A 14,970-nucleotide genomic window follows, 5' to 3' on the forward strand; every position below is an offset into this window, starting at 1 on the left:
GCGGGTGTTCTGCTCGGGCTCGTACATCGGTCAGTTCGAAACGGCGATTCGCAAGCCGCAGTTGGACGTTGCACAGCGGATCGATGTCGTGCTGGCCGCGGAGCTGCTGGCGGTGCGGGGCACGGGGATCGCAGGGGTCCTGTCGCTGGGCTACAGCCGGCTCGTGGTGCACCGGGGGCGGGTGGTGGCGCGGACAAGCGCGGTGCGGGAGTTCTGCGACGCCCAGGCCGCGGTGGCCCTGGACCTGCCGCGGCAGGCGCCGCGCGGCGCGGACCCGGCCTGACCGCCGGTAGCGGGCTACGGTCGCATCATGCGCATTGTCATCGCAGGTGGACATGGTCGGATCGCGCTGCGGCTGGAGCGGCTGCTCGCCGCGCGCGGTGACGAGGTGGCGGGCGTCATCCGCCGCACGGAACAGGCGGGCGATCTGCTCGCTGCAGGTGCCGAACCGGTCGTGTGCGACCTGGAGTCGGCGACGGTCGGGGACGTGGCACGGCATCTGGAGGGCGCGGACGCCGCGGTGTTCGCGGCCGGCGCGGGCCCGGGCAGCGGCATGGAGCGCAAGGACACCGTCGACCGTGCGGCGGCCTCGCTCTTCGCCGACGCGGCCGAGGCGGCCGGGGTGCGGCGCTTCGTGGTCGTCTCCTCGATGGGCGCCGACCGCGAGCCCCCGGAGGGCACGGATCCGGTCTTCGCCGCGTACCTGCGTGCGAAGGGCGCCGCCGACGCGGACGTCCGCTCCCGGCCCGGCCTGGACTGGACGATTCTGCGCCCGGGGCGGCTGACGAACGAGCCGGGCACGGGCCGGGTGGCCCTGGCGGACTCCACGGGCCGGGGCGACGTCACGCGCGACGACGTGGCGGCCGTGCTGGCGGCGCTGCTGGACGAGCCGGGGACGGCGGGCCGCACGCTGGAGCTGACCGGCGGCGACACGCCGGTGGCGGAAGCGGTCGCGAAAGCGGCGGGAGCCTGATCCGACGGCCGCGCCGCACGCCGCGCCACAAACGGAAAGGCCCCCGATCCGAAGATCGGGGGCCTTGTCCGGTGGCGGCGCCAGGATTCGAACCTGGGTAGGCTAAGCCGACGGATTTACAGTCCGCTCCCATTGGCCACTCGGGCACACCGCCATGGGTTGTCGCCTCGGGTCCCTTGCGAGATCCCCCGGGGCAACGACGTAAACCATACCCGATGACCAGGGGTGGTCCGCCACTCGGTTCGCAGCACCCCTGCGGGGTCCGGGATGACTAGGCTGGCGGCGCGGCCGTCCCCGGCCACCGGCCCGGGTGCCACCGGGCCGCTCCCCTGACGGATCTATGCACGAGGAGCCAACTCAATATGGCCGACTCCAGTTTCGACATCGTCTCGAAGGTCGAGCGGCAGGAGGTCGACAACGCCCTCAACCAGGCCGCGAAGGAGATCTCGCAGCGCTACGACTTCAAGAACGTCGGTGCGTCGATCGCCTGGTCCGGCGAGAAGATCGAGATGCGCGCCAACTCCGAGGAGCGGGTCAACGCGATTCTCGACGTCTTCCAGTCCAAGCTCATCAAGCGCGGCATCTCGCTGAAGGCCCTGGATGCGGGCGAACCGCAGGCCTCCGGCAAGGAGTACAAGATCTTCGCCTCGCTCGAGGAGGGCATCTCCCAGGAGAACGCGAAGAAGGTCGCCAAGATCATCCGCGATGAGGGCCCCAAGGGCGTCAAGGCCCAGGTCCAGGGCGACGAGCTGCGCGTCTCCTCCAAGAGCCGCGACGACCTCCAGGCCATCATCGCCCTGCTGAAGGGCAAGGACCTGGACTTCGCCCTGCAGTTCGTCAACTACCGCTAGACGACTGCCGGTTGCGGTGACCACCCGAAGAGGGCGCGTCAGGGACGGTTCCGCCGTCCCCGACGCGCCCTTTTCCGTGTGCGGGGCGCCGGCCTGCCGTCACCAGCGGCCGAACGCCTCGTCCGTGGACACGATTTCCCGGCCGAGCGGCATCAGCGAAACCGGGATCAGCTTGAAGTTCGCAATGCCCAGCGGAATGCCGATGATCGTGCAACAGAGCGCGATTCCGGTGAAGATGTGCCCCAACGCGAGCCACCAGCCCGCGAAGACGATCCAGATGACGTTGCCGATGAACGAACCCGCGCCCGCGTCACGCCGCTCGACCGTCGTGCGGCCGAACGGCCACAGGGCGTACGAGGCGATACGGAAGCTGGCAATGCCGAAGGGGATCGTGACGATGAGCACGCAGCAGATGAGGCCTGCGATGCAATATCCGATGGCCATCCACAGGCCGCAGAGGACCAGCCAGACGATATTCAGGATGAACCTCATAGTTGACAGCCTTTCACGCGACCGGTTCTCCGGCCACTGAGACGCCGTCGCGCCGCGCTTCGGTTGCTCCTGGTCAGCGGGCCTCCCGGGGAACCTCCTTGACCTCTGCGCCCGCCGCGTTGCGCTTCACGGACTCGATGCCCTTCTCGCAGGCGGACTTCGAGTTGTAGGCCTCGCCGACGGCGATGATCTCGCCGTTGCCCGCCTTGAGCCGGTAGCGGTACTTCCCCGCCTTGTCCTCGTACATCTCGAACTTGCCGGACACGGTTCCTCCTCGGTCGCAGGGGTGCTGCTCCCAGGAACGCACCCCGCGCACCTCCCGGCAGCCCCATGACCACCGTCCGGGTGAGCGGACGTCGCGGCCCCTGCCCACGCGCGGGCCTTCCGGAACCAGGCATATCACCAGTCCGACAAGGGCAGTTCCTGGGTAACCCGGCATCGGCATGCACCCAGGGGGAACCTCATGCAGCCCTTCATCGAACACGCCCGCACCCTGAAGCGGCGCATCGCCCGCAACGCCCGCAGGCGTGCCGAGTTCGGGCGGCTCGCCGACGGGCAGTCGCCCACGGCGCTGTTCGTGACGTGCTCGGACTCGCGGGTCGTACCGTCCCTGATAACCGGCGCCCGCCCGGGCGAGCTGTTCGAACTGCGGACGGCCGGCAACGCCGTCCCTGCGTACGACGACACCCGGCCCAGCGGCGAGTCCGCGACCGTCGAGTACGCGGTGGACGTGCTCGAGGTGCCGGACATCGTGGTGTGCGGCCACTCGCACTGCGGCGCGGTCGGGGCACGGGTGCGCGGTGAGGACCTGACCGCCGTGCCGGCCGTCGCGGGCTGGCTCAACTCCCAGCTGCCGGACGGCCTGGACCGGCTCGGGCACGACGGCGACCCGGGCGTGCACGCGGCGGTGCAGCGCAACGTGCGCGTACAGCTGGAGCGGCTGCGCACGTACCCGTCCGTCCGGGAGCGGCTGGCCGACGGGCGGCTGCGGCTGCACGGCTGGTTCTACGAGGTGAACACCGGCCTGGTGCTCGCGCACGACCCCGGACTCGACGCGTTCCTGCCCCTCTGAGCCTCCGGCCGGCTGCCCCCCGAATGGGGTAACGCAGCGAGCCGTACGGCGGGGCGGCCGGTCATGGTGGGCGTGTCGCAACCCTGCGCATTCCGCGAGGAGTCCCCATGTCCATACGCATGTCCATACGCATGCCCCTACGGGCCCGGACGACCCGCCCCGCAGTCGTCGCCGCGGTGCTGGTCGCCTTCAGCGCACTCGGAGCCTCCGCCTCCGCCGTCGTCCCGACGGACACGGACTTCAAGAGCTGCTACAACGGCAAGGGCAGGCTCGACGTGATCAAGGGCGGGCTCCCCACGCAGCCCATGTACACGCTGGTCTGCAAGGGGGGCGCCTTCGACGGACAGAGCGTCATTTTCGCCAGCGGCGACGACTTCACGCTCGTCGACAGCGTCGCCGGTGCCGACGGCTTCACCGGCCTCGACGGCTTCGGCAAGGCCTGAGGCTACGGCCGCCGGTAGCCGGCCATCTGCTCCAGGCGGGCGATGCGCTCACCCATCGGCGGGTGCGTGGAGAAGAGCTTCGACATGCCCTCCCCCGCCCGGAACGGGTTCGCGATCATCATGTGGCTCGCGGTCTCCAGGCGCGGCTCCGGCGGCAGCGGCAGGCGCTGGGTGCCCGCCTCCAGCTTGCGGAGGGCCGAGGCCAGGGCCAGGGGGTCGCCCGTGAGGCGGGCGCCGGAGGCGTCGGCCTCGTACTCCCGGGAGCGGCTGACGGCCAGCTGGATGAGCGAGGCCGCGACCGGGCCCAGGATCATGATCAGCAGCATGCCGAGGATGCCGGGACCCTCGTCGTCCTCGTTGCGGCCGAAGGGGATCAGCCAGGCGAAGTTGACCAGGAACATCACCACCGAGGCCAGGGCACCGGCCACGGAGGAGATGAGGATGTCCCGGTTGTAGACGTGGCTGAGCTCGTGGCCGATGACGCCGCGCAGTTCGCGCTCGTCGAGCAGGCGCAGGATGCCGTCCGTGCAGCAGACGGCCGCGTTGCGCGGATTACGGCCGGTGGCGAAGGCGTTGGGGGCCTCCGTCGGGGAGATGTAGAGGCGCGGCATGGGCTGGCGCGCGGCCGTGGAGAGCTCGCGGACCATCCGGTAGAGCTGGGGGGCCTCGAACTCGCTGACGGGCCTGGCGCGCATCGCGCGCAGGGCCAGCTTGTCGCTGTTCCAGTAGGCGTAGGCGTTGGTGCCGAGCGCCACCAGGACCGCGACGACCAGGCCTCCGCGGCCGAAGAAGCTGCCGATGACGATGATGAGCGCGGACAGTCCCCCGAGGAGTACGGCCGTCCTGAGCCCGTTGTGCCGGCGGTGCACGGTACGCCCTCCAAATGGTGCGGCAGGGGAACCCTTGAACCAGTGGAACCTTTCGAACTGGTCAACGCCAGACGAGGGCCGCTAGTTCCCTTGTGCACGCTCCCTGGCGCTGCCCCGTTCGGGTGAGCGCGCCCGGGCGGCCCCCTACAGCAGCGCCCCCGAGGCGAAGCGCAGGACCAGCTGCGGGGCGCCGGAGAGGACCACGCCGAGGACGGCCGCCAGGCCGATGGCGGTGGCCAGGGGCAGCGGGATCCGGCCCGCCGGCTGCGGCGCCTCCGCCTCCCCGTCGGCCGGCCTGAACAGCACTGCCGTCCACTGCAGGTAGTAGTAGAGCGCGATCACGACGTTGACGGCCATGACGACCGCCAGCCAGCCGAGCCCCGCGTCCACGGCCGCCGTGAAGACCGTGACCTTCGCGAACAGGCCGATCACGCCCGGCGGCAGACCGGCCAGGCAGAGCAGGAAGAAGCCGAGGGCGAGCGCGGCGAGCGGGCGGCGGGCGTAGAGGCCGCGGTAGTCGGTGATGCGGTTGTCCGGGCTCGTCCGGGCGACGAGCCCGGCGACGGCGAAGGCGCCGAGGTTCACGGCCGCGTACATCAGGGCGTACGCGACGGTGGAGCCGATGGCGTGCCCCGGGCCGCCCGCGTAGCCGGCGGCCGCGATCGGCACCAGCAGGTAGCCGGCCTGGCCGACGGAGGACCAGGCGAGCAGGCGCACGGCGCTGCGGTCGCGCTCCGGGCGCTGGCGCACGGCGGCGACGTTGCCGATGGTCATCGTCAGGGCGGCGAGGACGGCGAGGGCCGGGCCCCACACGTCGGCGTACGACGGGAAGCCGAGGACCGTCACGAGGATGAGGCCGGTGAAGCCGACCGCCTTGCCGATGACGGACAGGTACGCGGCGACGGGCAGCGGCGCGCCCGCGTAGGTGTCGGGCACCCAGAAGTGGAACGGGACGGCCGCGGTCTTGAACGCGAAGCCGACGAGGGTGAGGGCGACGCCCGCCTCGGCGAGGGTGGCCAGGCGCGGGTCGACGTGGGTGAGGCCCTCGGCGACCTGGCCGAGGTGCAGCGTGCCGGTGGCCGCGTAGACGAAGCTGACGCCGAGCAGGGTGACGGCGGTCGCGGTGACCGACGACAGGAAGAACTTCAGCGCCGCCTCGGAGGAGCGGCTGTCGCCGCGGCGCAGGCCCACGAGGGCGAAGGCCGGCAGGGAGGCGACCTCCAGGGCCACCACGATCGTGGCGAGGTCGCGGGAGGCGGGCAGCAGCGCGGCTCCGGCGGCGGAGGACAGCAGCAGGAACCAGTACTCCCCACGGGGGAGTTCGAGATCGTCGAGCGCGCTGAAGGACAGCAGCGCGGTCAGCAGTGCTCCGCCCAGCACGAGGAACTGGATGACCAGGGTGAAGTGGTCCGCCGTGTAGCTGCACACGCGCGTGCCGGTCGTCAGGCAGAAGGTGGAGCGGTCGCCGCCCAGCAGCGGGAGCAGGCTCAGCCCGGCCAGCACCAGTCCGCCGACGGCGATGCGGCCGAGGAGCGGCTTGCGCTCCTCCGGCAGGAAGAGGTCGGCGACCAGGACGGCCAGCGCCACGAGGGCCGTGACGGTGGGCGGGGCGATGGCGAGCCAGTCGACGGACTGGACGAGGGAGCCCATCAGTTGCCTCCTCGGAGGAGCTGCTGTACGGCCGGGTCGGTGAGGCCGAGGAGGGCCGCGGGCCAGAGTCCGGCGAGGACGGTGAGGGCGACGAGCGGGGTCCAGGCGGCGAACTCGTACGTCCGGACGTCCGCGAGGGCGGGGGTCTCCTGCGCCTTCTCCCCCATGCACACGCGGCGCACGACGACCAGCATGTAGGCGGCCGTGAGCAGGGTGCCGAGGCCGGCGAGGGCCATGAACGTCAGGTAGGCGGGGCGGCTGAGGCCGTCGGCGGGGCGGAACGAGCCGAACATGGCGAGCATCTCGCCCCAGAAGCCGGCCAGTCCGGGCAGCCCGAGGGAGGCGACGGCGCCGAAGGCGAGGAGGCCGCCGAGCCGGGGGGCCCGGCCGTAGAGGGCCGCGCCGGTCGCGCCGGAGAGGGCGTCGAGGTCGCTGGTGCCGTACCGGTCCTTGATCGCTCCGACCAGGAAGAAGAGGAGGCCGGTGATGAGGCCGTGGGCGATGTTGGCGAAGAGGGCGCCGTTGACCCCGGTGGGGGTGAGGGTGGCGATACCCAGGAGGACGAAGCCCATGTGGCCCACGGAGGAGTAGGCGATCAGCCGCTTGAGGTCGCCCTTCGCGCCCGAGCGGGCCAGCGCCAGGCAGACCAGGGAGCCGTAGACGATCCCGACGGCCGCGAAGGCGGCGAGGTAGGGCGCCAGCGTGTGGGCCCCGTCCGGGGTGACCGGGAGGATGATCCGGACGAACCCGTACGTGCCCATCTTCAGCAGGACGCCCGCGAGCAGCACCGAACCCGTGGTCGGGGCGGCGGTGTGGGCGTCGGGCAGCCAGCTGTGCAGGGGCCACATCGGGGCCTTGACGGCCAGTCCGATCCCGATGGCCAGAGCCGCGACGAGCTGCGTCGTGTGGCTCAGCTTCGAGCCGTTGTCAGTGGCGAGTGCCACCATGTCGAAGGTGCCGCCCTTGATGCCGACGAGGAGGAGGCCGAGCAGCATCACGACCGAGCCGAGCACGGTGTAGAGGATGAAGCGCCAGGCCGCGCGCTCGCGGCCGTCGCCGCCCCAGCGGGCGACGAGGAAGTACATCGGGACGAGGACCATCTCGAACGCCAGGAAGAACAGCACCAGGTCGAGCACCGCGAAGCTCGCCAGGGTGCCGGACTCCAGCACGAGGATCAGCGCGACGTATGCCTTGGGAGACGGGCCCGCAGGCATGCGGAAGTAGCTGTACAGCGCGCAGAGGAAGGTCAGCAGCGCGGTCAGGACGAGGAGGGGGAGGGAGACGCCGTCCACGCCGAGGTGGATCCGGATGCCGAGGGCCGGGATCCAGCTCACGTCCGTGGTCGCCTGCATCCGCGCCGGGTGACCGTGGTCGAAGCCCGCGGCCAGGGCGACGGACAGCGCGAGGACGGCGCCGGTGACGGTGACGCCGTGCCGGAGCACGGCCTGCTCGGGGCTCCTGCCCTTCAGGCCGGGCGGGGCCGGCAGCAGCGCGGCGACGGCTCCGGCGAGGGGGACGACGACGATCGCAGCGAGGAGGATCTGCAGAACGGTATGACTCACGGTCAGGCTCCGGTGGCTACGAGAACGGCGGCGACGGCCAGGACGACGGAGCCGGCGAACAGGGCACCGAGGTAGGTCTGCACATTGCCGGTCTGCGCCCGGCGCACGGCGGCACCGAGCAGCCCGGGGGCGGAGGCGGCACCGCGCACGTAGGTCTCGACGACCTCGCGGTCGAGGAACTGCGCGAGGCGGGCGGCGGCGCGGGTGGGCCGGACGAACAGCGCGGAGTACACGGCGTCGAGGTGGAAGCCGGTGGCGGCGTGCCGGTGCAGGGGGCCGAGCAGCAGCCGGCCGGGGTCGCCCGGGTCCTGCGCGCCCGCGACGCTGCCGTAGGCCTGCTCGTGGGTGGCGATGGTCTCCGTCTCGGACACATAGGGGGCGGCGTCCGGGTCGGCGGCCACGGCGCCCATGGGGACGGCGGCGGTGAGTGCACGGGAACGGCGCCAGGCCGCGTAGACGGCGGCCAGGCCGAGCAGGGCACAGCCGGTGCCCAGGACGGAGGTGGTGAGGGTCGGGGTCAGCGCGTGCCCGCCGAACCAGTCGGGCAGCTTCCAGGCGGCCAGGCCCAGCGCGAGGGCCGGCACGAACAGCACCCAGAGCACCGCGTTTATGGCGACGGGCTCCCGGCCGTGGTCCGCGGCCTCGGGGCCGGTGCCGCGGAAGGCCATCAGCCAGAGGCGGCCGGCGTAGGCGGCGGTGAGCAGGGCGGTGAGCAGTCCTGCGGCCAGCACGGTCCAGCCGGCCGCGCCGGGGATGCCGTGCGCCTCGCCGCGGGCGGCGTGCTCCGCGGCGCCGAGGACGGCCTCCTTGGAGAAGAAGCCGCTGAAGGGAGGGATCGCGGCGAGCGCGAGCAGGGCGACGGTCATCGTCCAGTACGCGTCCGGGATGCGCCGGGCGAGGCCGCCCGTGCGGGCCATCGCGGACAGCGAGTTGGTGCCGGCGGCGTGGATGATCACGCCCGCCCCGAGGAAGAGGAGCGCCTTGAACGCACCGTGCGTGAGGAGGTGGAAGACGGCGGCGCTGCGGTCGCCGACGGCGAGGGCGCCGGTCATGTAGCCGAGCTGGCCGATGGTCGAGTAGGCGAGGACGCGCTTGATGTCGTCCTGCGCGAGCGCGGCGAGCGCCGAGCCGACCATGGTGACGGCGGCCATCACGGCGAGCACGACGAGCGCGGCCGTGGAGGCGGCGAAGACGGGCAGCAGCCGGGCGACGACGTACACACCGGCGGCGACCATCGTCGCGGCGTGGATCAGCGCGGACACCGGGGTGGGGCCGGCCATCGCGTCGGGCAGCCAGGTGTGCAGCGGGAACTGCGCGGACTTGCCCGCGACTCCGGCGAGCAGCAGCAGCGCGACCAGCGTCGGGTGCGCGAGGCCGCCGTTCGCGGCGGCGGTGAGGATGCCGTTGATCCGGAACGTCCCGGCGTCGGCGGCCAGCGCGAAGATGCCGATCAGGAAGGGGACGTCGCCGAGCTTGGTGACCAGGAAGGCCTTGAGGGACGCCTCGCGCGCCTCCTTGGTCTCCCAGTAGTGGCCGACGAGGAAGTACGAGCAGATGCCCATGACCTCCCAGCCGACCAGCAGCACCATCAGGTCGCCGGAGTAGACGACGAGCAGCATCGCGGAGGTGAAGAGGGAGACGAGGGCCGCGTAGGAGGCGTAGCGCGGGTCGTTGCGCAGGTAGGCCGTCGAGTACAGCTGGACGCAGGAGGCGACGACGCCGACGAGGACGGCGGCGAGCACGGCGAAGCCGTCCAGGTGCAGGGCGAGGTCGATGGGCACGGAGCCGGTCGGGGTGAGCCGGGTGGCCGCGTCGATCGCCCTGCCGCCGCCCTGCTGCCAGGCCACGACGACGGCCAGCACGGCCGCGGCCACGGTCGGCAGCACGGCGAGCGGCCGGACGAATCCGGGCGCGCGGCGGCCGGTGAGCAGGCCCGCGACGGCGCCGAGGAAGGGCAGCAGGGGGACGAGAACGGCGGTGGTCGTGGTCGTCACGCGGCGGCCTCCGCCTTCTGCTGGTCCTGCTCGGGTCGTTCGGGGCGGTCGTCCGGCGTCTCCTTGAGGTCGCGGAGCCGGTCGATGTCGGCGGTGCCGCGGTTGCGGTGGACGAGCAGGACGATGGCCAGGCCGATGCCGATCTCGGCGGCGGCAATGGCGATGACGAAGAGGGTGAGCGCCTGTCCGGCGTGGAGCGTGTCGCGCAGCCACACGTCGAAGGCGACGAGGTTGAGGTTGACGGCGTTGAGCATCAGCTCGACGGACATCAGGACCAGGATCGCGTTGCGCCGGGCGAGCACGCCGTAGAGGCCCACGCAGAAGAGGAGGGCGGCGAGGACGGCGGGATAGACGAGATGCATCAGGGCTGCTCTCCTTCTCCGCTTTCTCCGCGTCTTTCCCCGTGTCCCTTGCGGGACAGGACGATCGCGCCGACCAGCGCGGCGAGCAGCAGGACGGACAGGGCCTCGAACGGCAGCACCCAGTGCCGGAAGAGGATGTCGCCGGTGACCGCGGTGGTGCCCTGCGGGGAGCCGCGCAGGTCGATCCAGGTCGTGCGGAAGGCGTCCACGACGACCCAGACGAGCGCGGCGGCGGCCGCGACGGCCACTGTGAGGGCGGCCCACCGGTTGCCCGAATCGGCGTCCGGGGAGCGGCCGATGGGGGCCTTGGTGAGCATCAGCCCGAAGAGGAGGAGCACGACGACGGAGCCGACGTAGATCAGCACCTGCACCCAGGCGATGAACTCCGCCGTCAGCAGCAGGTACTCCACGGCGAGCCCGCCGAGCGTCACCACCAGCCACAGGGCGGCGTGCACGAGCTGCCGGGTGGTGACGGTGACGAGGGCCGCGCCGAGGGTGACGATGCCGACCAGGAGGAAGGCGATCTCGACGCCGGACGGGGAGAGGAAGCCGGGCGCCTGCGCGGCGAGCGCGGGGGCGGTGGTCATGCGTCTCCCTCCTGCTGTTGCTCTGCCTGTTGCTGTGCTGCCAGTTTCTCGGCGGCCTTGCGGGCGGCCGCGATCTCCTTCGGCTCCTCGGCCGCCGGGTCGAGCGCGGGCGGCTCGGGCACCGTCCACATCCACTCGCGGAGCCGGTCGCGTTCGTGCGTGAGCTCGTGGATGTCCGTCTCGGCGTACTCGAACTCCGGCGACCAGAACAGGGCGTCGAAGGGGCACACCTCGATGCAGATGCCGCAGTACATGCACAGGGCGAAGTCGATCGCGAAGCGGTCGAGGACGTTCCGGCTGCGTTCGCGGCCGCCGGGGGTGGCCGCGGGCACGGTCTCCTTGTGGGAGTCGATGTAGATGCACCAGTCCGGGCACTCGCGGGCGCACAGCATGCAGACGGTGCAGTTCTCCTCGAACAGGCCGATGACCCCGCGGGTGCGGGGGGCCAGTTCGGGCTGCACGTCCGGGTACTGGGCGGTGACCGAGCGCCGGGTCATCGTCCGGAGCGTGACGGCGAGGCCCTTGGCGAGGCCGGAGCCGGGGACGGGCATTACTGGATCGCCACCTTCACGATGCCGGTCAGCGCGATCTGCGCGAGCGCGAGCGGGATGAGCACGGTCCAGGCCAGCTTCTGCAGCTGGTCCTCGCGCAGCCGCGGATAGCTCACGCGCAGCCAGATCACGACGAAGGCGAGCACGGCCGTCTTGAGCAGCGTCCACAGCCAGCCGAGGCCGTCGGCCCCGAACGGGCCGTGCCAGCCGCCGAGGAAGAGGACGGCCGTCAGGGCGCAGAGGACCACGATGCCCGCGAACTCGGCGAGCAGGAACATCGCGAAGCGCAGGCCGGTGTACTCGGTGTACGCACCGAAGATGATCTCCGAGTCGGCGACCGGCATGTCGAACGGCGGCCGCTGCAGCTCGGCCAGGCCGGCCGTGAAGAAGACCAGCCCGCCGACGATCTGCCAGGGCACCCACCACCAGTGGAAGGCCTCCACGATGCCCGGCAGCGACACGGTGCCGGCCGCCATCGCGACCGAGGCCGCGGCGAGCAGCATCGGCAGCTCGTACGCCATCAGCTGGGCGGCGGTGCGCAGACCGCCGAGCAGGGAGAACTTGTTGGCCGACGCCCAGCCGGCCATCAGCGAGCCGAGGACACCGACGCCCATGACGGCGAGGACGAAGAAGATCCCCGCGTCGACGAACTGCCCCACGGCGTTGCCCGGTCCGACCGGGATCGCGATGAGCACGAGCAGGTACGGCAGGAGCGCGACCACGGGCGCGAGCTGGAAGATCCGCCGGTCCGCTCCTGCGGGGACGACGTCCTCCTTCTGCACGAACTTCACGCCGTCCGCGACGAGCTGCGCCCACCCGTGGAACCCACCGGCGTACATCGGCCCGAGGCGCCCCTGCATATGGGCCATGACCTTGTGCTCGGTCTGCCCGACGATCAGCGGCAGCGCGATGAACGCGACGAACACGGCGAGCAGGCGCAGGACGACGTCGAGAGTGCCACTCATACGGTGTCGCCTCCGGCGGGGTTGTGCTGACGGGTTCCGCCCGTACCGGGTTCGCCTGCGGCGGGCTCGGGGGCGGACTCGGGGTCCCGCTCCGGGGGGTTCCCGGCTCCGCCGGGGGCCGGTTCGCCTGCGGCGGGCTTGTCGGGAGTGCCCGGCTGCGTCGGCTCGCCTGCGGCGGGCGGTCCGGCTGCGGCCGGTTCGTCCACGGCGGTCCGGTCCGGGGTTCCCGGCTCCGGCGGCTCGCCGGAGGTACGCGGTTCCGGCGCCGTGGCCGGTTCGTCCGCGGTCGGTTCGTCCGCGGTCGGTTCGACTGCGGTCGGTTCGACTGCGGTCGGTTCGACTGCGGTCGGTTCGACTGCGGCAGGCCCCGGGGGCGCGGCGGCGCCTCCGGCGGGGGCGTCCTCACGGCGGTTGCCGCCGGGCTCGCCTGCGGCGGGTTCGTCCTGGGCCGGCTCGGACGCCGGGGCGGCGGCCGGGGCCGTGGGCTCCGCCGGTGCGCCTGCGGCCGGTTCGGAAGGCGGTTGGGGTGCCGCATCCGGTGCGCCGGCGCCGGGGGTCGGCTCGGGTGCGTCGGCGGCGGACTCGTCGAAGGCCGGGCGGGCGTGGTGCCACGGGGCGTCCGACGAGTTCGGACGGGGCGCGGGGCGCGGTTCCGCCGTGGTGGGCTGCCGGCTCGCCGATCCGTCGGCCACGCTGCGGGTGCGGCGCGCCGGGGCGGCAGCCGCCTGGCTCGCCGAACCCTCGCTCGCGCTCCGTGCCCGGCGCACCGGAGCAGCCGCGCCCTCCGTCGTCTGGCTCGCCGAGCCCTCGCTCGCGCTGCGCGCCCGGCGCACCGGTGCCGCCCCTTCCGCCGGAGCCCCAGCGGCAGCGGCACGGCGTGGGGTGCGGGTCGGGCGGGCGGGGGCCGGGGGGAGCTGGCCCTTCAGGGGGCCCCATTCGTTGGGGTCGGGGACGCCCGGCGGGAGCATCTGGCGACGCTTCGGGCCGCCCTCCGCCGCCTCGCCCGGCTCCTTCGCGCCCGGCCACGCCTTGGCCACCCGTGCCGCCAGGACGAAGTCCTTGCGCAGGGGGTGGCCCTCGAAGCCCTCGGGGAGGAGGAGCGGGACCAGGTGAGGATGGCCCGTGAAGTCCACGCCGAACATCTCGTGCGTCTCGCGCTCGTGCCACTCCGCACCGGCGTACACGCCGATCGCGGTCGGGAGAACCGGGGTCTCGTGCGGCACCGTCGTGCGGACGAGGAGGCGGTGCACCGTGCCCCTGCCCGGCAGGCCGACCACGTGCGCGGACACGCGGAAGCCCGTACCGGGCTCGTCCACGGCGCTCAGCCAGTCGAAGAACGTGCAGCCCAGCCGGTCGCGGGCGGTCTCCAGCGCGGTGATCCAGGACTCCGCGGGGACGTCCACCGTGAGCAGGCCGTACGCCTCCTCCGCGGTCGCGCCCGCACCGAAGAGCTCCTCGGGGGCTTCCGGCAGCCAGCCGACGGCCGTCATCGGGACCGCCCCCCGGCACCGGGCGCCGGCGGCGGGGTCACCAGGCCGCTGCGCAGCGCCGCGACCGGCGCGTCGGTGGTGTACCGCTTGCCGAGCGACTCCTCGGCGATCTTCTCCTGGAGCTTGAGGATGCCCTGCAGCAGCGCCTCGGGGCGCGGCGGGCAGCCGGGCACGTAGACGTCGACGGGGATGATCTGGTCCACGCCCTTCGTCACGGAGTACGAGTCCCAGTACGGGCCGCCGCAGTTCGAACAGGCGCCGAAGGAGATCACGTACTTCGGCTCGGGCATCTGCTCGTACAGCCGCTTCACGGCCGGGGCCATCTTGTCCGTCACCGTGCCGGAGACGATCATGAGGTCCGCCTGCCGCGGGCCGGGCGCGAACGGGATGACGCCGAGGCGGATGAAGTCGTGCCGGGCCATCGACGCGGCGATGAACTCGATCGCGCAGCAGGCCAGGCCGAAGTTGAAGACCCACAGGCTGTAGCGGCGGCCCCAGTTCAGGATCACCTTCATGGGTTCGGGCGCCAGCCGGGCCAGGGTCCCCAGGCGGCGGGGCTCGGGGAGGTCGACGGAGGTCACAGGTGTCACGTCCATTCCAGGACGCCCTTCTTCCATGCATACAGCAGACCGACGGCGAGGAAGCCGAGGAAGACGAACATCTCCACGAGCGTGGCGCCGCCGAAGCCCGGCGCGGCGAAGACCGTCGCCCACGGGAACAGGAAGACCGAGTCCACCGCGAAGATCACATACAGGAAGGCGTACACGTAATAGCGCACCTGTGTGTGCGCCCAGCCCTCGCCGACGGGGTCCACCCCGCACTCGTACGTCAGCAGTTTCTCCGGCGTCGGCACCACGGGCCGCAACAGCCGTCCGGCGCCGAAGGCCACGGCGACGAAGAGGACTCCGATCACCGCGAGGAGGCCGACGACGGAATAGCTGTGGAAGTAGTCGGCGGCAAGCCGGACGTCGGCACCACCGGCGCGCACGGTCGTCTCCGGCACGTCCGCCCCTCGCTCCCTGTCCTGTTTGTTCGACGATCTGTACGCCTGGGAGTCTAGGCCCTGGTGGGGTTCTCCCCACCCCTCACCACCCGGGGCCCCCATGGCG

General features: G+C 72.2%; 17 protein-coding genes, 1 tRNA gene and 1 pseudogene. 5 read left to right on the plus strand and 14 right to left on the minus strand.

Going from position 1 to position 14,970, the window contains the following annotated elements; genetic code table 11:
- Window positions 1-283, plus strand: a pseudogene (locus tag ACWD4B_RS17605) (hypothetical protein); the annotation flags it as partial.
- Between the two features lie 27 nt (window positions 284-310).
- Window positions 311-973 carry an NAD(P)H-binding protein gene (locus ACWD4B_RS17610; protein ID WP_451421569.1) on the plus strand — a complete coding sequence of 221 codons (663 nt, stop codon included), beginning with the start codon at window positions 311-313 and terminating at the stop codon, window positions 971-973.
- Window positions 974-1,045: 72 nt separating this feature from the next.
- Here the strand turns inward: ACWD4B_RS17610 and ACWD4B_RS17615 are convergent.
- Window positions 1,046-1,127 (minus strand) — tRNA-Tyr (locus tag ACWD4B_RS17615).
- 208 nt (window positions 1,128-1,335) lie between these two features.
- Here ACWD4B_RS17615 and ACWD4B_RS17620 point away from each other — a divergent pair.
- On the plus strand, window positions 1,336-1,824 hold the full coding sequence (locus tag ACWD4B_RS17620; protein ID WP_336413089.1) for a YajQ family cyclic di-GMP-binding protein: 489 nt from the start codon (window positions 1,336-1,338) through the stop codon (window positions 1,822-1,824).
- 99 nt (window positions 1,825-1,923) lie between these two features.
- On the opposite strand, the gene ACWD4B_RS17625 is transcribed toward ACWD4B_RS17620, so the two are convergent.
- Window positions 1,924-2,316: a YccF domain-containing protein gene (locus ACWD4B_RS17625; protein WP_336413090.1), complete on the minus strand. Its 393-nt coding sequence runs from the start codon at window positions 2,314-2,316 to the stop codon at window positions 1,924-1,926.
- A 73-nt stretch (window positions 2,317-2,389) separates the two neighbouring features.
- Window positions 2,390-2,581, minus strand: coding sequence for a YegP family protein (locus ACWD4B_RS17630; RefSeq protein ID WP_451421570.1), 192 nt, complete (start codon window positions 2,579-2,581; stop codon window positions 2,390-2,392).
- 198 nt (window positions 2,582-2,779) lie between these two features.
- On the opposite strand from ACWD4B_RS17630, the gene ACWD4B_RS17635 reads away from it, so the two are divergent.
- Together ACWD4B_RS17635 and ACWD4B_RS17640 are read left to right on the plus strand one after the other, a co-directional pair.
- The gene (locus ACWD4B_RS17635) at window positions 2,780-3,388 is read left to right on the plus strand and encodes a carbonic anhydrase (protein WP_451421571.1); all 609 of its coding nucleotides are present in this window, start codon (window positions 2,780-2,782) and stop codon (window positions 3,386-3,388) included.
- 107 nt (window positions 3,389-3,495) lie between these two features.
- Window positions 3,496-3,831: a hypothetical protein gene (locus tag ACWD4B_RS17640; RefSeq protein WP_451421572.1), complete on the plus strand. Its 336-nt coding sequence runs from the start codon at window positions 3,496-3,498 to the stop codon at window positions 3,829-3,831.
- A gap of 2 nt (window positions 3,832-3,833) precedes the next feature.
- On the opposite strand, the gene htpX is transcribed toward ACWD4B_RS17640, so the two are convergent.
- The 11 genes from htpX to ACWD4B_RS17695 form a co-directional block, all read right to left on the minus strand.
- Complete coding sequence (htpX, locus tag ACWD4B_RS17645) at window positions 3,834-4,700, minus strand: zinc metalloprotease HtpX (RefSeq protein WP_336413094.1); 867 nt, start codon at window positions 4,698-4,700, stop codon at window positions 3,834-3,836.
- Window positions 4,701-4,844: 144 nt separating this feature from the next.
- Window positions 4,845-6,350 (minus strand): NADH-quinone oxidoreductase subunit N, encoded by a 1,506-nt coding sequence (locus ACWD4B_RS17650; RefSeq protein ID WP_451421573.1) that lies wholly within the window; start codon window positions 6,348-6,350, stop codon window positions 4,845-4,847.
- A complete protein-coding gene (locus ACWD4B_RS17655; RefSeq protein WP_451421574.1) occupies window positions 6,350-7,912 on the minus strand; it encodes a complex I subunit 4 family protein in 1,563 nt (520 codons plus the stop codon). The genes ACWD4B_RS17650 and ACWD4B_RS17655 overlap by 1 nt, the downstream gene beginning before the upstream one ends.
- Window positions 7,913-7,914: 2 nt before the next feature.
- Window positions 7,915-9,906, minus strand: coding sequence for an NADH-quinone oxidoreductase subunit 5 family protein (locus ACWD4B_RS17660; RefSeq protein WP_451421575.1), 1,992 nt, complete (start codon window positions 9,904-9,906; stop codon window positions 7,915-7,917).
- The gene (gene nuoK / locus ACWD4B_RS17665) at window positions 9,903-10,268 is read right to left on the minus strand and encodes an NADH-quinone oxidoreductase subunit NuoK (protein WP_336413098.1); all 366 of its coding nucleotides are present in this window, start codon (window positions 10,266-10,268) and stop codon (window positions 9,903-9,905) included. The genes ACWD4B_RS17660 and nuoK overlap by 4 nt, the downstream gene beginning before the upstream one ends.
- Window positions 10,268-10,855 carry an NADH-quinone oxidoreductase subunit J family protein gene (locus ACWD4B_RS17670; protein WP_451421576.1) on the minus strand — a complete coding sequence of 196 codons (588 nt, stop codon included), beginning with the start codon at window positions 10,853-10,855 and terminating at the stop codon, window positions 10,268-10,270. Before ACWD4B_RS17670 ends, nuoK begins: the two co-directional genes overlap by 1 nt.
- Complete coding sequence (locus tag ACWD4B_RS17675; protein ID WP_451421577.1) at window positions 10,852-11,406, minus strand: NuoI/complex I 23 kDa subunit family protein; 555 nt, start codon at window positions 11,404-11,406, stop codon at window positions 10,852-10,854. The genes ACWD4B_RS17670 and ACWD4B_RS17675 overlap by 4 nt, the downstream gene beginning before the upstream one ends.
- Window positions 11,406-12,371, minus strand: a complete 966-nt coding sequence (locus ACWD4B_RS17680; RefSeq protein ID WP_390780769.1) for a complex I subunit 1/NuoH family protein — start codon at window positions 12,369-12,371, stop codon at window positions 11,406-11,408. The genes ACWD4B_RS17675 and ACWD4B_RS17680 overlap by 1 nt, the downstream gene beginning before the upstream one ends.
- Window positions 12,368-13,861, minus strand: coding sequence for an NADH-quinone oxidoreductase subunit C (locus ACWD4B_RS17685; RefSeq protein ID WP_451421578.1), 1,494 nt, complete (start codon window positions 13,859-13,861; stop codon window positions 12,368-12,370). Before ACWD4B_RS17685 ends, ACWD4B_RS17680 begins: the two co-directional genes overlap by 4 nt.
- Window positions 13,858-14,457 (minus strand): NADH-quinone oxidoreductase subunit B, encoded by a 600-nt coding sequence (locus tag ACWD4B_RS17690; RefSeq protein ID WP_451421579.1) that lies wholly within the window; start codon window positions 14,455-14,457, stop codon window positions 13,858-13,860. Before ACWD4B_RS17690 ends, ACWD4B_RS17685 begins: the two co-directional genes overlap by 4 nt.
- Window positions 14,448-14,864: an NADH-quinone oxidoreductase subunit A gene (locus ACWD4B_RS17695; protein WP_336413104.1), complete on the minus strand. Its 417-nt coding sequence runs from the start codon at window positions 14,862-14,864 to the stop codon at window positions 14,448-14,450. Before ACWD4B_RS17695 ends, ACWD4B_RS17690 begins: the two co-directional genes overlap by 10 nt.
- Window positions 14,865-14,970 lie beyond the last annotated feature (106 nt).

Source organism: Streptomyces sp. NPDC002536 (genome assembly GCF_053594995.1).